This window comes from Abyssibacter sp., assembly GCF_964229365.1.
In the GTDB taxonomy this organism is placed as follows: domain Bacteria; phylum Pseudomonadota; class Gammaproteobacteria; order Nevskiales; family OUC007; genus Abyssibacter.
On sequence record NZ_CAXRDQ010000024.1, the window covers coordinates 1 to 14,019 of the forward strand.

The window sequence follows — 14,019 nt, forward strand, 5'->3', positions numbered from 1 at the left end:
TCAAAGACCAGTTTTGCCGTATCCACGGCAATCGTCGTAGATTGCATGTTCGGACTCCTTCTGTCGGTGTAGCTCGTGATTCAGAAACACCAGCTTGGCACACAGATGCCGGTAAAACGGCGGGAGGAGTCCATTCCATCACTCACATCGATTTCGCATTTTGATTACATCGACTCTGGTCTACTCCGCTTCGCAGCACGTTCCCCCCCCAGGGTGCTGCGAAGTCAGATGTCGAGTCCTGCACTCCCTCTGGCGCTAGCCCAACCCCCAGTGGGCGCCCCCTGAGCGGCCTTCGGGCCGCTTGTTTTTTTGCGTTGGCGTGGGTCACGTCACCTTCACGCAATGTGCCGCCGCTAAGCTCGCTTCTCTGTTCCCCGTCCTGGCCGCACCTTCGGCCCGCATGATCATGAAAACCGTTTTCGGCCTGCTGGCTGTGTTGTGGATCACCGGCTGCGGTGTGAGCGCACCACCGCAAGCTGGCGACGTGGTGACCGACCATCCGGACGACGGCGGGCCAGCACCCGGCGAGCCCCATGATGAGGGCGATCCGGCGCCGTCCGGTGATCTCGACCTGCCCCCGGTCGCCAGTCTGACCGATGGCGTTTGGCTGGCCGGAGATCTACACATCCATTCCGAGCACAGCGCCGACTCGTCGAATAACCCGGTGCGCAAGATCGTTGATCTGGCGTCCACCGTGGGACTGGACTACCTGGGCATCACCGATCACGACAATCATGTCGACGGCGCTGTGGCCGCCAATACCTGGATCGACGCTGACTTTCAGGGCAGTCCGCTGATCATGCTGTACGGCGCCGAGTGGACGACACACCGCGGTCACGGCAATACCTTTTCCGCGACAGCTTACGATCATCAGCGTTTTTACGACCTGCGGGACGATCTGGACACGCGGATCGGGGCGCTGGCCGATGAATTCGGAATTCATTTCTCGGCCAACCATCCCTCCGGGGGCGACAACTTCGGCTTCAGTTTCGACATTGTCGATTCCATCGAAGTCTGGAACTCGGCGATCTGGAGCATGAACACCGGTGCGATGGCGATCTGGGACGACATGCTCAAATCCGGACGTAACCCCACCGGACGCGGCGGCAGCGATTCGCATCACGGCTATCCCGAAGCGGGTGATACGCCGGAGTTCAACACCATCCAGGCGGGCGCGAACAACGTGGGAACCCCCACGACCTGGGTGTTCGCCACCGAGCCCTCCGCGCAGGCTGTGGTGGATGCGCTGACCAACGGACGGGTCGCGATCAGCTCCAATCCGAATGCCCCGCGGGTCGAATTCCACGCCGACCTGGACGGCGATGGCGAGATGGACATGATGATGGGTGACAACGTCGTGCCCAGTGGTGCGCCGGCGAATTTCCGAGTGACGCTCGTCGGCGGTCCGCTGGCGCTGCTGCCCTATACCGTCACGGTGATTAAGGACGGCTTTGAGCTCACGTCGCTGACCATCGGCCCCGGTGCCAGCAGCGCCGAATTTGTCGACACGCCAGCCTTTGGTGTCCGAAGCTACTACCGGGTGGAAGTGACCGGGCAGCAGGCGCTATTCCCCGAAGTGCCGGCAGCGGCGGCGCTGAGCGGCAACATGATCGGCTTGTCGAACCCGATCTACTTCAACTTCGATCCGGCGTATTAAGCAAACACGGATCGATTCACGCCACCAAGCTTCTGATGCGACCCGCCGGCCGGCGCTCGCGCGGCAGTTCAGTGAGCGGTAACAGAGGCCGTCGCCTGTGCAACCGATAGCCCCACCGGTTCGGCGGTACCCAGCCCCGCGTTTGCTTTCGATGATGTTCACATTTTTCTGAGTCGCCGTTGGTTAATCTAGCGACCTCATAACGGCGTCATCTCAGGCCAATTCGCGGTTCTGGTGCCTCGCCCCAGGCCCGGGGCTTGTTAGACTTTTAGCCTTCTCGGGGATGGGAAACATTGCATGAGTGCCGACACTGCCCGCCGGCGGATTCTGGCGGTGTGCTATTCGCAGTCTGGTCAGGCCAGCGCGGTGGAAAACCAGTTTCTGGTGCCGCTGCGGCAGGCGGGCCATACCGTGGATTGCATCGCGTTAAAGCCAGGCTCGCCGCATCCGTTCCCTTGGCCGTTCTGGCGCTTTATCGACAGCTTTCCGGAGATCGTCGCGCAGCAACCGGTCGCGCTGGAGGACTGGTCGGCCGGGTCGAATTACGAGTTGGTGGTCATCACCTACCCGGTGTGGTTTCTGTCGCCGCCGCCGGCTGTCGTCAGCTTCATCCGCTCGCAGGCAGGGCGCCGACTGCTGCATGACACGCCGGTGGTGACCGTCACCGCTTGTCGCAACATGTGGATCGAGGCCCACCGGGACATGCTGGCCTTATTGCAAGAGGCGGGCGCCAGGCCTTGCGATCACCTTGCGCTAACCGATCCCGGTCCGCCGCTGGCCACGTTTGTCACGACACCGCGTTGGGTGCTGACCGGCCGGCGTGATGCGTTTCTCGGCTTGCCGCCAGCGGGTCTGACGCAGTCGATCATCAGCGGGGTGTCCCGCTATGGCGCGATCGTCGAGCAGGCGATTCGCGACCCAGGTTGGTCGGGCGTGGGCTCGATGCTCGCGTGCACCGATGCGATGCGGGTCGATCCCGCCCTCGCCAGCAGCGAGCGTATTGGCAAGCGCAGTTTTCGTGTCTGGGGCCGTTTGTTGCGGGCCTGCGGCGCGCCCGGCACGCCAGTACGCCGCGCGGTGCTGGTGCTGTATGTGGCATTCCTGTTGCTGATGATCATCACGGTGGTGCCGCTGTCACTGGTCATCCGCCGCCTGATTGGCCTGCTCGCGCCTGACCGCGTCCGCGCCATGGCTTCAGATCTTGAGCGTCAACCGGGTGCCACCGCGCCCTGACGGGGAAAACATTGCAAGACGTCTACATCCGCGGCATCTCGACGGTGCTGCCCAATGCTGCGATCACCAACGATGACATGGAGGCCGTACTCGGCCAGATCGGGGAACGGCCGGCGCGCGAGCGCCGCATCGTGCTGGCCCGCAACGGCATCCAATCGCGGTATTACGCCGTGGACCCGGACACCCGCCAGCCCACCGCGTCCAATGCCGCGTTATGCGCCGAAGCGGTGCGAGGTCTGCAGGGCGATGCTTTCACACTGCCCGAACTGGACGTCCTTGCCTGCGGCACATCGTCGCCGGATCAGATCGCGCCGGGTCATGGCGTCATGGTCCATGGCGAGCTGCCGGAGGCCGGCGTTTGCGAGGCGGTGTCGCTGGCGGGCATCTGCTGCGCCGGCATGGCCGCGTTGCGCTATGCGGCGTTGACGGTCGCGGGCGGGCAGGCGCGCCACGCCGTGGCAACCGGGTCCGAAACGGCATCGAGCTTCATGCGTTCGGAGCAGTTTGCGGCCCAGTACGAGGCCCAGGTCGCGGCGCTGGAGCGACGGCCGGAGCTCGCGTTCGATGGCGTATTTCTGCGCTGGATGCTCTCGGATGCGGCGGGTGCCTTGCTGCTGGGCGATGCACCGGCCGGTGACGGCCCGTCGCTGCGCCTCGACTGGATCGAGCTACGGTCGTATGCACATGCACAGGCGGCATGCATGTACGCCGGCGCGAAGAAACTGCCGGACGGTCGCCTGAAGGGGTGGCGTGATTTCGCACCGGACGAGCTCGCCGCGACGGGCGCGCTGAGCTTTCAACAGGATGTGCGTCAGCTCAACGAGCACATCGTCGGTCTGACCGTGGAACAGGCGTTGCCCGAGGTTCTGGCGCGGCACCCGTTGCGGGCCGACGAGGTGCGTTGGTTCCTGCCACATTATTCGTCCGAGTACTTCCGCAAGCGTATTCATGCCGGCCTGAGCCGCATCGGATTCGAGATTCCTGATGAGCGCTGGTTCACCAACCTGCACGAGGTCGGCAATGTCGGCTCTGCCTCGATTTACCTGATGATGGATGCCTTGCTGCGTAGCGGGCGCCTGGACGCAGGCGACAAGGTGCTGTGCTTTGTGCCGGAAAGCGGCCGCTTCTCCGCCGCCTATATGCTGCTCACTGCAATCTGACTGCCACGACCCGTACCACGACTCATGCCATGAAGATCGACGATGTACCGCAAGACAACAGTCCGGGCTATGCCTCCGAAAAACGCGCGGTTTATGCCCGCGACGCCGGCGGTGGTTACGTGCTCGCCGCGTCCACGGGTTGGACCGTGGAAGAAGCCGCAAACTGTCTGGCCGTGGAAGCCTTTGATGACCAGGCACGTGCTGCGCGCCAGCGCCTCGCCAAGGGCCAGGGATCGGTGCTGGAAGTGCTGATGTACGAACGGCGCATGGACCTGCCGACGCTGGCCCAGGCCACCGGCCTATGGCAGTGGCGGGTGAAACGGCATCTCAGCCCGGCGGGTTTTGCCGGGCTTGGCACGGCGCTGAAGGCTCGTTACGCCGAGGCCCTGGGCTGCTCGCTCACTGATCTGGCGGACTCCTGCGCAGCGCAGCCGGGCGAGTCATGAACCCCGCGCCCATCCAGCACCGGCATGCAGGCCATTGCGAAACCGGCGTCAGTTCGATTCTGCTGCAAGCCGCCGGCCTGGCGCTGTCCGAAGCGATGGTGCTGGGCCTGTCCGGCGGACTGACCTTCGCGCATCTGCCGTTTGTACGGATCAACGAGCTGCCCCTCACCAGCTATCGCATGCCGCCCGGTCGAATCTATCGCGGGCTGGCTCGCCGCATCGGCGTGCGCTGGGAGCAGCAGCGCTTTCGCAGCCCGCAGGTCGGCATGGCAGCCCTGGATGCCCAGCTGGAGCAGGGCCGCGCCGTGGGTCTGCAGGCTTCGGTGTACTGGCTGCCTTACTTTCCGGAAGCCATGCGCTTTCACTTCAACGCCCACAACCTGATCGTGTACGGGCGAGATGGCGACGACTATCTGGTCAGCGACCCGGTGTTCGAGCAGCCGCAGCGTTGCCCGGCCGAGGCGCTGCAACGGGCGCGATTCGTGCGCGGAGCACTGGCCCCCAAAGGGCTGATGTACTGGCCGACGGCGGTACCGGCGGTGGTGGATTTGCATCAGGTGTTCCGGCCCGCTGTCCGCAAGACCGCCAACATGATGCTGCGGGCGCCGATCCCCTTCATCGGGGTCAAGGGCATCCGCCTGCTGGCGTCACGCATGCAGCGGGTCGCGACACGGCAGGATGACCGCTATCTGCGTCTCTACCTCGGTCAGATCGTCCGGATGCAGGAGGAGATCGGCACCGGCGGCGGCGGCTTTCGCTTCATGTATGCCGCTTTTCTGCAGGAATGCGCAAAGGACATGGAGCGCTCGGACATCGCAGAGGTTGCCGAACAGATGACCGCTGCCGGCGATGCCTGGCGGCGATTCGCGGTGGCCTGTGCGCGGCAGATCCGCTCACGGCAGCCGGTGGATCTGCGCGACCCCGTGACCGCGCTGGATGCTGTCGCCGCACTCGAGCGCCAGACGTTTCAGGGGCTTTTGGCCGTCACGCGGCCGGCGGCGCGAAGGCAGGCTTTGCCCATCGAGTCGCAGAAGACCGTCTAGGGAGCCTCCGGCTGCGACCGAATCACGCCCCACCGGCCGCTCGCCGAGCGGTCCAGCAGGTATGCCCGGCCGCTGAGCCTCGATAACCAGGCGAGGCCAGCGGCGGCGTCCGCGAGTCCGTTGGCCGCATCGCTGGCTTCGAGATTGTTCGTGTGCACGGGGCAGTCCTGACCGATCCCGGATGCAGCCATCGGCGATAGCGTCAGGGCGGCGTTTCTGGGTGCTGAGGCCAGCCATTGCCGGGCTGCGGCATCGTTGGACAGGCGAGCCAGCTGGGTGATGACGGTGCCGTCCCCCGGCGTCCCACCCGCCCCGCGTCGCAGCAGCAACCAGTGGCTGCTGTCGGCCAACGCAGCTGTTGCTGGCAGGCCCAGCCGCTGGCGATGCGCGGCGAGTGGCCAGGCGCATTCCTCGACGGCGCCGACTAACGCGGTACCGCCCGGCGGCAGGTTGAACCATGCGGTTTCCAGCAGTGAGAACCACGCCAGATCCCGGCTCATGACCACCTGATTGCTGCCCTGCAGGCCGAGTTCCGCCGCGAGGTAGTAACTCACCATGTTGCTGGAGACATTGACGAAGCGGACCGGCGGCAGCGGCTGGCCGGTTGCGGCCTGCACCAGCAACTCGGCGGTATCGGCAACCGGGCCGGTGTTGGAGGTGAGGTAGACGGCGGTGCTGCTGGGCAGAGGGGTCGCGCCGACGCAGCGGCGTGCGCCGAGCAGGGCCAGCCGCACGAAGCGGCTCACGCGGCGCGGGCCGGCGCGGCCGGTCTCGGCCTTCAGCCGGGCGTTGAGGTCCAGCGGAGCATCGTCGGCGAGCAGCTCCAAGGCGCTCGTGGCCAGAACGGTGAGTGGCGTCATCGCTGCACGACCAGGCTGGTGGTATTGCCGCCAAATCCGAAACTGTTGCAGAGGATGGCGCCGGACGCCGGCAGGGCGCGAGATTCCGTGACCGGCGCGATGGCTGGGGCCGCGTCGGGGGAGCGAAACCCCGGCGTGCCCGGCAGCAGATCTTGCCGCCAGGCCATCAACAAGCCGATGAGTTCGATCAGGCCGCAGGCGCCCAGCGTGTGGCCGAAGTACGGTTTCAGCGCGGTGATCGGGCAGCGGCCGTCAATGAGTGTTGCCAGGGCCGCGCCCTCGGCAGCATCGTTGCTTGGCGTGCCCGTACCGTGGGCTTTCACCGCGATGAGTTCATCGCGGCTAATGCCCGCGCTCGCAAGGGCCGCCTGCATGATTCGGCGCAGAAACTCCGGGCTGGAATTGGTCGGGCTGCCGGCCTCGCAGCCGCTGGCGCCGCCTAACAGGCGGGCCCAGTCCTGCGCTGGTTCGGCGGTGCGGGCCAGCACCACGGCACCGGCCGCCTCGCCCAGAATCAGACCATCGCGATCTGCGTCGAACGGCCGCAATGCATCCGGGGTCAGCAGCAGCAGCGATGCGAACCCCGACACGGTGAGCTGGTTCTGCAGTTCCACGCCCAGCACCAGCGCGTGATCGGCCGCGCCGGCGGCCAGCATCGCCTGGGCATGCAGCAACGCATTGGCCGCCGACGAGCAGGCGGTCGAGAACGTGTACTGCGGGCCGGCCAGCGCGAGCGTCGTACAAAGCCTGTCCAGCGTGCGGCCGCAATGAGCGTGCATGAGTGCAGGTTGGTCTGGCCGGGCGGCGAAGGCTTGTTCGTGGTCGGGCATGTCCAGGCAGGTGCTGCCGAGAAACACGGGCATGGCGCCACGTTGCGTTGCCGTGAGTCCGGCATCATCGAGTGCGCGGGCCGCCACGCGTGCCAGCGGGCTGCCGCCTTTATCGCCCGCAGCGGCGAGACGTAGCAGCGGCCAGGTCTGCCCGGTGCTGTCCGTGACGGCCGCGGGCCTGGGCAGATGCTGGTGGCGCAGCGCGTCGCAGTGTGTGGCCGGGTCTGCGCCCAGCGCCGATTCCAGGGCGATGCTGCGGATGAATGCCGGGGCCACGTCAGGCTGGCCGGAGATGGTCCGCCAGCGTGTTGACGTCGCGCATCACGCGCATCAATTCCTTGGGGTCGGTGATCCGAATGCCGTAGGCGACTTGCAGGGCCATCGAGATCTGCAACCCGTCAATCGAGTCCAGGGCCAGCCGCGCGTCGGGACCGAACAAGGCTTCGGTATCGGTGAGTTCGTCGACGCCGAGTTCCTGCTCGGTCTCTTCCAGGATTAGCGTCTTGAGTGCGTGCTTGAATGCGGTGTCGTCGGAGCCTTTCATGCGAAATCTTGTCGTAAGCGCCAGGTGGCGATCAGGAAGGTGACCGTGCCGAGCACCAGCAGTGCCAGGCACTCCGGCAGCGTGTCACTAACCGGCGCGTGGCGCAGGATGATGTCCCAATAGCCGTCCAATGCCCAGGACATGGGCGACAGCAAACCTGCGAGTTGCAGTTCCGGCGGCATGACGATGGTGGGGACCATGACCCCGCCCAGCGCGCCGAGCACCAGATTCACCGCGCCGCCCACCGTGGTGGCCTGGGCCGAGGTGCGCGCGAGCACCGCGATCAACAGGGCCACCCCCATGGCCGCCGCGCCGGTGGCGATGGTAATCGGCAGCAGGGCGAGCCAGCGGCCACCGAGTTGCAGTGCTTCGCCGCCGAGCAGCGGAACAATCCAGACGCCCATGGCCAGCATGAGCAGAGCCTGGATCACTGTGACGGTCAGGTACACCGGCAGCTTGGCGAGCAACACGCTTTGATGGGATGCATTGAGCAGCGCCAGTCGCTGCAGGGTGCCTTCCCGGCGCTCGCCCAGCAGGCTGGTGGACAGCGGAAACACGACGAAGAACATCGCGAACACGATCCACGCCGGCACGCTTTGCTGGGTGGCGTCGGGCAGGGTTTCCGAGCGTAGTTCCGATCCGGGGTAGACCACCTGCACCGGTACGGCCTCGGGGCGCGTGGACTCGCGGATTAGCGCGGCCTCGGCTTCGGGCGCGCCAAACAAATCCTCGGTGATGTACTCGGCCCGCAGCCCGATCAGCACACCTTTGAGTTCGGTGATGAACAGGCTGGAGCCGGCCACCGGGAATGCCGGGTCTAGCCGTACTTGGACGAGCGGTTCGCGGTTGTCCGGCGCCAGACGCTCGGCGAGTCCGGCGGCGACATCCACCCGGCCAAAGTAGGGCGGCGCGAAGCCGGCCTCGTCGGCGGGCGCGTCCACGATACGCAGGTGGTCGCTGCGTTCCAGGCGATGCCGAAGCTCCAGCGCGAAGTATCCGCCGTCGGCGTCGCTCCACAGCACCTGCTGCTGCGATGCCTGATGGGTGCCCATCACGTCCCGCAGCGCCAACGACATCACCAGAATGAAGATGGTCGGCATCAGGAACAGCACCAGCAGCCCCTGCGGATCGCGGATCAGGCCGCGGATCTCCTTGTGCATCAGCGCGCGCAGCAATGCGAATCGAGCGCTCATGCCTGATCCGCCGAGGCCGCGGTCGAGCGCATGTGGAAGTAGGCAGCCTCCAGGCTGGAGGTGCCGTATTCGATGCTGCGCACGGTGACGCCGTCGCGTTCCAGCGTGGCGAGGACCGACAGCGCTGATGCGGTTTCCAGCTGCAGCGACTGCGGGCCGATGACCGCATCCGGCCAACGGCTCTGCCATCGCTCGCGGATGGTCGTACCGGGTTCGTCCGTCAGCTGTACCACCAGCAGGCGGGCCGCGTGATGCAGCGCATCGCGCAGCTTGCCCTCGAAGCGGAGCTTGCCGTGATCGATTAGCGCCACGCGGTCGCAGAGCTGCTCGACTTCGGTCAGGTAATGGCTGGTGTAGATGATCGTCGCGCCGCGCGCGTTTTCGCCGCGCAGCACGTCAATGATCAGCTTGCGGGATTCGGCGTCCACGCCCGCCGTGGGCTCGTCGAGCAGCAGCACCGGAGGATGCCCCAGCAGCGCCAGCGACACGTTGAGTCGCTGGCGCATGCCGCCGGAGAGCTGGTCGGCGCGTTTGTTGGCGTGCTCGCCCAGCTCGGTGCTCGCCACGGCAGAGTCCACGGCCTGGTTGAGTGCGCGTCCGCGAAGTCCGGCGGCGGCGCCGAAGGTGCGCAGGTTCTCCGCCACGGTTAGCAGTGGAAAGAATCCAGGGTCCTGCGGGGCGAGCCCGCACAGTTTGCGCGCGGCGGGTAGGGCGGTGGCCAGGTCGAATCCCGCGACCGTGATCTGCCCGGCGTCGGGTTTCAGCAGGCCCAGAATCAGTCGGATCAGGGTGGATTTGCCAGCCCCGTTGGGGCCGATCAGCCCGAACGCGCAACTACCCGGGATGGCCAGGTCGACACCATCGAGGGCGGGTGTGTCAGAATGCAGGTAAACCTTCTTAACACCTTGAATGGTCAAAGAATTATTCATCAAGGGCGTTGCGATTCTGCCTGCGTTGCTGCTGGGGTGGCTGGGCGTGCTGTTCTCGTCGGTGTCCGCCGCGGACGACGGTATCGCACCAGAGCCGGACCGCGAGGCCCAGTTTCGTCGGGCGGATGTGGATAACAACCGAAGCCTGTCGCGCCAAGAGGTGGAAGATGGTCTTCCGCGAATTATCCATGCCCGCTTCGACGAGATCGACCTGAACGCCGATGATCATCTCACGCCGGATGAACTGCGCGCGCTGCAGGAGCGCCAGGCGCAGTTGCGCGAAGAACGCCGGGCGCAGCGCATGCGGGACCTGAAAAGGCGGTGACCGCTGCGCCCGGCCGTGCGGGCTACTCCTGAATCGTGGTCACCCAGCCTGCATCGTCGAATTCAACGATGAAGCGGTTGAATCGATTCGACCAGTAGGTCCACTGGTCCATCCGGTCGGTGTCCGGTGTCACATGCCGTGGCGGCAAGCCGATCGCGAGAATCACGCCGCGTTTGCTCATGCCCTTGAGGGCTTTGCCTTTGCGTATTCCCTCTTGATCGATGGCGGACAGCGAGGCCGGCTCATTCTCCGGACAGGAGAACCCGAAGAACCGCTTCAGATGATCCGGGAACGGCTCGGCCGCGGCCTTGTGGTAGATGTAGTGGTACTGGCGCCCGGTGTCTTGCACCGTGAAGACCATCACGTCGCTCTGGACCTCGTCGACCGTCACCGCAGTGCAAAGCGGAATCAGGCCAGCCTGCTGGTAATTCACCGCGTAAAGCCGCTTGGCAGCCTCATCCGGGTGCAGGTTGGTCTTGGTGTACACCGTGGCGCCGACCATGTCGCGGTCGCCGTCCTTGAGTTCGACCGATGAACAGCCTGCGACTAGTACGGCCGCGGCCGCGGCCGCGCCCAGGCAGAGCGTCTTTAACGTCATTGCATTTCCCCTTGGTTGTGGATTCGACACGGTCATGCGGCGCGAGCGTCTTGTCGGCTCGTTGTGCCGCCTCCACGGGTCCCACCCGAATGTGCTGACCGTCGCAATGAAGTTAATGATTTTACGTTTTGTTTCCGAGCGTTTTGTCACAAGCCTCGCTAGAATTACGCGCGGGGAATACGCTTTTCCAGGCATCGGATGCGCATCGGCGATGACATCGCCGAATCCCAGGGAATCCACGCTTGACGCCGCGACGGCGGATCGGTCAGCCGATCCGTGAGCGCGCAGGCGCTTCATCGACTCACACCAACACGCCACGCCAGATTCTTCATGCCCGTCCTCTCCATCACCGCGGCCACGGTCACCAGCAGCCTGGGCGCCGGCCTGTCTGCTCACGAGGCCGCCCTGCTGGCGGGGCGCAGCGGTTTGCAGCCTGCGGCATCGACGCCCGGCTACACCCATGCCCCTGGCTGGCTCGGCGCGGTCGAGTCGCTGGATGCGATCCAGCTCCCGGCGGGCAGCGCCGCATTTGATTGCCGTAATAATCGCCTCGCCTGGCATGGGTTGAATCAGGACGGGTTTGCCGATCGGGTCGGCGATGCCGTCCGGCGTTACGGCGCCGGTCGGGTCGGCGTGTTTCTCGGCACCAGCACCTCCGGTATCGCGCAGACCGAGCAGGCCTACCAGGCCGCGGCGGCGTCTGACTTCGATGCGCTGCCCGGCTGGTACGACTACCGCCACACCCACAACGTGCATTCGGTTAGCGCCTTCGTGGCCTCGGCGCTGGGCGTGGATGGTTTCAGCCAGACCATCTCGACGGCCTGTTCATCCAGCGCCAAGGTGTTCGCGGCCGCCGCACGGGCTATCCGGGCGGGAGTCTGCGATGCGGCGGTCGTCGGTGGCGTGGACACGCTATGCGAAACCACCTTGTTCGGTTTTCATGCCCTGCAGTTGGTGTCGCCACGGGCCTGCCGCCCGGCAGATGCGATGCGTGACGGGATCTCCATCGGCGAGGCCGCCGGTTTCGCCCTGCTCGAACGGCCGGAGATCGCCGCGCCCTGGCAGTTGCTGGGCTATGGCGAGAGCAGCGATGCCCACCATATGTCGACACCCGACCCCGACGGTGCGGGCGCCCGTCTGGCCATGCAGCAGGCCCTGCAACAGGCGGAGCTGGATGCCGGATCGGTGGACTACGTCAACCTGCACGGCACCGGCACGCCGGCGAACGATCGTGCCGAGGCCCGCGCGGTGGAAGCCCTGCTCGGTCGGGAGGTTCCATGCAGCTCGACCAAGGGCTGGACCGGTCACTGCCTCGGTGCCGCGGGCATCCTCGAAGCGGTGGTCGGATTGCTGGCGATTCGCGCCGGTTACGTGCCGCAAAGCCTGAACACCGAGTCCATTGATCCCGATATCGGCATCACCATCCCGTTGACCGGCCAGGCGAGGCCGGTTCGGCATGTGCTCAGCAATTCCTTTGGTTTCGGGGGCAGCAATTGCAGTCTGTTGCTGGGGGGCGGCGCATGAGTGTGTTGACTGCCCACGTCGCCGGGGTGGGCGTTTTCGCGCCCGGCTGGCCGGATTGGGCCAGCGCACGCGCCGGCCTGCGCGGCGACGTGGCGATCCCGATACCGGAGGACATCGACCGGTATCCGCCACCGGCCGGCCTGCCCCGCAACGAGCGCCGCCGCACCTCCCCGATCACGCGGATCGCCTTTGCCGCCAGCGAAGATGCACTGGCGAACACCGATTGCGCGCGCGGTGATTTGCGTAGCGTGTTCGCGTCCTGCAGCGGCGACATGGATATCGTCGACGACATCTGTCGGGCGCTCACGGAGCAGCCGGTCGCATTGTCTCCGACGCAATTCCACAATTCGGTGCACAACGCCTCGGCGGGTTATTGGGGCATTGCCAACCAGGCGCGGGCCGCATCGACGAGCCTGTCGGCCTTCGACGCCAGCTTCGCGGCCGGCCTGATCGAGGCCTCGCTGCAAGTGAACGAATCATCCGGCGAACCGGTGTTGCTGGTCTGTTTTGACGTGATGACGCGCCCGCCCTTGGCGCTGGCGCGACCGGTTCCGTTTCCGTTTGCTGTCGCCATGCTGTTGTCCGGTGATCCATTGCGCAGTCTGGGCCAACTGCGACTTGATCCTGCCGCCCCTCTGGGCGAGTCTCGAATGCAGGGAGCGCTCGAACCACTTCGCACCGCCAACCCGGCCGCGCGCGCATTGCCGTTGCTGGAGCTGGTCGCGCGCGAGGTGCCGGGCGAGGTGGTGACCCCGATGCCGTCGGGGAAATGGGGGCTCGGCATGTCGTACCAACCCAAGTCATGAACACGCGTTCGGAGGTTTCGACGCGCGGCGCGTGGGTCGCCCCGTTTGGGGGGTCGCTGAATCGTGCCTGGCGTATTTTCGCCACCGGACTGGCGTTCACCGTGTTTGGACTAGGCGGCATCTGCGTGGGTCTGCTGGTATTCCCGCTGGTCGTGCTGTTAACCCGAGACCGGACGCGGGTGCATCACCGCATGCAGTTCGTGATCCACTGCGTCATGCGTCTGTTCGTGGAGCTGATGCGCACGCTGCGGCTGATGACCTACTCCATCGAGGGCGCCGAAAAGCTGCGCGAGCCGGGGCAGATCATCATCGCCAACCATCCGACGCTAATCGACGTGGTGATGGTCTTGTCGCAGGTGCCGCGGACCAGCTGCGTGGTCAAGGATTCGCTGTTCCGCAATCCGTTCACCGGCGGTCCGGTCCGCGCCGCGGGCTATGTGCCGAATGTGGATTCCGCGCGGCTGGTCGACCGCTGCGCCGAGGTGCTCGATGACGGCCAGACGCTGATCATCTTTCCCGAAGGTACGCGCACCCGCCCTGGCGAGCCGGTGCGGCTACAGCGGGGCACGGCCAATATCGCCTTGCGTGCCCGCAAGTCGTTGCGACCGATCATGATCGATTGCCAGCCGAGCACGCTCACCAAGGGCTTGCCCTGGTATTCGGTCCCGGCGCGCCGGTTTCATATTTCGCTACGCGTCGGCGAGCCGATCGACATCGAACCCTTTCTCGATGCGGATTCGAGCCGGGCGATGTCGGCGCGAAAGCTGACGGGCCATCTCGAAGCCTTTCTCGAACACCATCGGCATGCTCATCGTCTCGATTGAGCGGCCCCCCGGCCCACAGCGGAAGTTCTTCACATGTCGGAATCCCG

15 protein-coding genes are annotated in these 14,019 nt (G+C 65.7%); 9 read left to right on the plus strand and 6 right to left on the minus strand.

Features of this window, described 5'->3' with window-relative positions; translation table 11 throughout:
• The first annotated feature begins 406 nt into the window (after window positions 1-406).
• The 5 genes from ACE1EY_RS03480 to ACE1EY_RS03500 all read left to right on the plus strand — a co-directional run bounded on the left by ACE1EY_RS03480 (window position 407) and on the right by ACE1EY_RS03500 (window position 5,539).
• Window positions 407-1,657: a CehA/McbA family metallohydrolase gene (locus ACE1EY_RS03480; RefSeq protein WP_291512752.1), complete on the plus strand. Its 1,251-nt coding sequence runs from the start codon at window positions 407-409 to the stop codon at window positions 1,655-1,657.
• 297 nt (window positions 1,658-1,954) lie between these two features.
• Entirely contained in the window at window positions 1,955-2,890 is a 936-nt protein-coding gene (locus ACE1EY_RS03485) for a hypothetical protein (RefSeq protein WP_291512753.1), read from the plus strand.
• Between the two features lie 11 nt (window positions 2,891-2,901).
• A complete protein-coding gene (locus ACE1EY_RS03490; RefSeq protein ID WP_291512754.1) occupies window positions 2,902-4,050 on the plus strand; it encodes a beta-ketoacyl-ACP synthase III in 1,149 nt (382 codons plus the stop codon).
• Window positions 4,051-4,079: 29 nt separating this feature from the next.
• Window positions 4,080-4,496, plus strand: a complete 417-nt coding sequence (locus ACE1EY_RS03495; RefSeq protein WP_291512755.1) for a hypothetical protein — start codon at window positions 4,080-4,082, stop codon at window positions 4,494-4,496.
• Entirely contained in the window at window positions 4,493-5,539 is a 1,047-nt protein-coding gene (locus tag ACE1EY_RS03500) for a BtrH N-terminal domain-containing protein (RefSeq protein WP_291512756.1), read from the plus strand. Before ACE1EY_RS03495 ends, ACE1EY_RS03500 begins: the two co-directional genes overlap by 4 nt.
• On the opposite strand, the gene ACE1EY_RS03505 is transcribed toward ACE1EY_RS03500, so the two are convergent.
• Genes ACE1EY_RS03505 through ACE1EY_RS03525 form a run of 5 tightly spaced genes read right to left on the minus strand, consistent with a single transcriptional unit; the run spans window position 5,536 to window position 9,895 of the window.
• On the minus strand, window positions 5,536-6,399 hold the full coding sequence (locus tag ACE1EY_RS03505; protein ID WP_370299493.1) for a hypothetical protein: 864 nt from the start codon (window positions 6,397-6,399) through the stop codon (window positions 5,536-5,538). The genes ACE1EY_RS03500 and ACE1EY_RS03505 overlap by 4 nt on opposite strands.
• On the minus strand, window positions 6,396-7,505 hold the full coding sequence (locus tag ACE1EY_RS03510) for a beta-ketoacyl synthase N-terminal-like domain-containing protein (protein WP_291512758.1): 1,110 nt from the start codon (window positions 7,503-7,505) through the stop codon (window positions 6,396-6,398). The genes ACE1EY_RS03505 and ACE1EY_RS03510 overlap by 4 nt, the downstream gene beginning before the upstream one ends.
• 1 nt (window position 7,506) lies before the next feature.
• On the minus strand, window positions 7,507-7,773 hold the full coding sequence (locus ACE1EY_RS03515; protein ID WP_291512759.1) for a phosphopantetheine-binding protein: 267 nt from the start codon (window positions 7,771-7,773) through the stop codon (window positions 7,507-7,509).
• Window positions 7,770-8,966 carry an ABC transporter permease gene (locus tag ACE1EY_RS03520; RefSeq protein ID WP_291512760.1) on the minus strand — a complete coding sequence of 399 codons (1,197 nt, stop codon included), beginning with the start codon at window positions 8,964-8,966 and terminating at the stop codon, window positions 7,770-7,772. The genes ACE1EY_RS03515 and ACE1EY_RS03520 overlap by 4 nt, the downstream gene beginning before the upstream one ends.
• Window positions 8,963-9,895 (minus strand): ABC transporter ATP-binding protein, encoded by a 933-nt coding sequence (locus tag ACE1EY_RS03525; protein WP_370299494.1) that lies wholly within the window; start codon window positions 9,893-9,895, stop codon window positions 8,963-8,965. Before ACE1EY_RS03525 ends, ACE1EY_RS03520 begins: the two co-directional genes overlap by 4 nt.
• On the opposite strand from ACE1EY_RS03525, the gene ACE1EY_RS03530 reads away from it, so the two are divergent.
• The gene (locus ACE1EY_RS03530) at window positions 9,876-10,220 is read left to right on the plus strand and encodes a hypothetical protein (RefSeq protein WP_370299495.1); all 345 of its coding nucleotides are present in this window, start codon (window positions 9,876-9,878) and stop codon (window positions 10,218-10,220) included. The two genes, ACE1EY_RS03525 and ACE1EY_RS03530, sit on opposite strands and share 20 nt — an antisense overlap.
• Window positions 10,221-10,242: 22 nt before the next feature.
• Here ACE1EY_RS03530 and ACE1EY_RS03535 read toward each other — a convergent pair whose 3' ends face one another.
• Window positions 10,243-10,818 carry a hypothetical protein gene (locus ACE1EY_RS03535; protein WP_370299496.1) on the minus strand — a complete coding sequence of 192 codons (576 nt, stop codon included), beginning with the start codon at window positions 10,816-10,818 and terminating at the stop codon, window positions 10,243-10,245.
• Window positions 10,819-11,148: 330 nt separating this feature from the next.
• On the opposite strand from ACE1EY_RS03535, the gene ACE1EY_RS03540 reads away from it, so the two are divergent.
• Genes ACE1EY_RS03540 through ACE1EY_RS03550 form a run of 3 tightly spaced genes read left to right on the plus strand, consistent with a single transcriptional unit; the run spans window position 11,149 to window position 13,972 of the window.
• Window positions 11,149-12,342 (plus strand): beta-ketoacyl-[acyl-carrier-protein] synthase family protein, encoded by a 1,194-nt coding sequence (locus ACE1EY_RS03540; RefSeq protein ID WP_291514998.1) that lies wholly within the window; start codon window positions 11,149-11,151, stop codon window positions 12,340-12,342.
• On the plus strand, window positions 12,339-13,148 hold the full coding sequence (locus tag ACE1EY_RS03545; RefSeq protein WP_291514999.1) for a beta-ketoacyl synthase chain length factor: 810 nt from the start codon (window positions 12,339-12,341) through the stop codon (window positions 13,146-13,148). The genes ACE1EY_RS03540 and ACE1EY_RS03545 overlap by 4 nt, the downstream gene beginning before the upstream one ends.
• Window positions 13,145-13,972, plus strand: coding sequence for a lysophospholipid acyltransferase family protein (locus ACE1EY_RS03550; protein WP_370299497.1), 828 nt, complete (start codon window positions 13,145-13,147; stop codon window positions 13,970-13,972). Before ACE1EY_RS03545 ends, ACE1EY_RS03550 begins: the two co-directional genes overlap by 4 nt.
• Window positions 13,973-14,019: the final 47 nt, after the last annotated feature.

What these genes read in the sequence shown, in the direction of transcription:
- ACE1EY_RS03540 (WP_291514998.1), top strand. Translation starts at nt 11,149, where the DNA reads ATGCCCGTCCTCTCCATCACCGCGGCCACGGTCACCAGCAGCCTGGGC.
- ACE1EY_RS03530 (WP_370299495.1), top strand. Translation starts at nt 9,876, where the DNA reads ATGGTCAAAGAATTATTCATCAAGGGCGTTGCGATTCTGCCTGCGTTG.
- ACE1EY_RS03520 (WP_291512760.1), bottom strand. Translation starts at nt 8,966, where the DNA reads ATGAGCGCTCGATTCGCATTGCTGCGCGCGCTGATGCACAAGGAGATC.
- ACE1EY_RS03485 (WP_291512753.1), top strand. Translation starts at nt 1,955, where the DNA reads ATGAGTGCCGACACTGCCCGCCGGCGGATTCTGGCGGTGTGCTATTCG.
- ACE1EY_RS03545 (WP_291514999.1), top strand. Translation starts at nt 12,339, where the DNA reads ATGAGTGTGTTGACTGCCCACGTCGCCGGGGTGGGCGTTTTCGCGCCC.
- ACE1EY_RS03515 (WP_291512759.1), bottom strand. Translation starts at nt 7,773, where the DNA reads ATGAAAGGCTCCGACGACACCGCATTCAAGCACGCACTCAAGACGCTA.
- ACE1EY_RS03535 (WP_370299496.1), bottom strand. Translation starts at nt 10,818, where the DNA reads ATGACGTTAAAGACGCTCTGCCTGGGCGCGGCCGCGGCCGCGGCCGTA.
- ACE1EY_RS03480 (WP_291512752.1), top strand. Translation starts at nt 407, where the DNA reads ATGAAAACCGTTTTCGGCCTGCTGGCTGTGTTGTGGATCACCGGCTGC.
- ACE1EY_RS03525 (WP_370299494.1), bottom strand. Translation starts at nt 9,895, where the DNA reads ATGAATAATTCTTTGACCATTCAAGGTGTTAAGAAGGTTTACCTGCAT.
- ACE1EY_RS03500 (WP_291512756.1), top strand. Translation starts at nt 4,493, where the DNA reads ATGAACCCCGCGCCCATCCAGCACCGGCATGCAGGCCATTGCGAAACC.
- ACE1EY_RS03495 (WP_291512755.1), top strand. Translation starts at nt 4,080, where the DNA reads ATGAAGATCGACGATGTACCGCAAGACAACAGTCCGGGCTATGCCTCC.
- ACE1EY_RS03505 (WP_370299493.1), bottom strand. Translation starts at nt 6,399, where the DNA reads ATGACGCCACTCACCGTTCTGGCCACGAGCGCCTTGGAGCTGCTCGCC.
- ACE1EY_RS03550 (WP_370299497.1), top strand. Translation starts at nt 13,145, where the DNA reads ATGAACACGCGTTCGGAGGTTTCGACGCGCGGCGCGTGGGTCGCCCCG.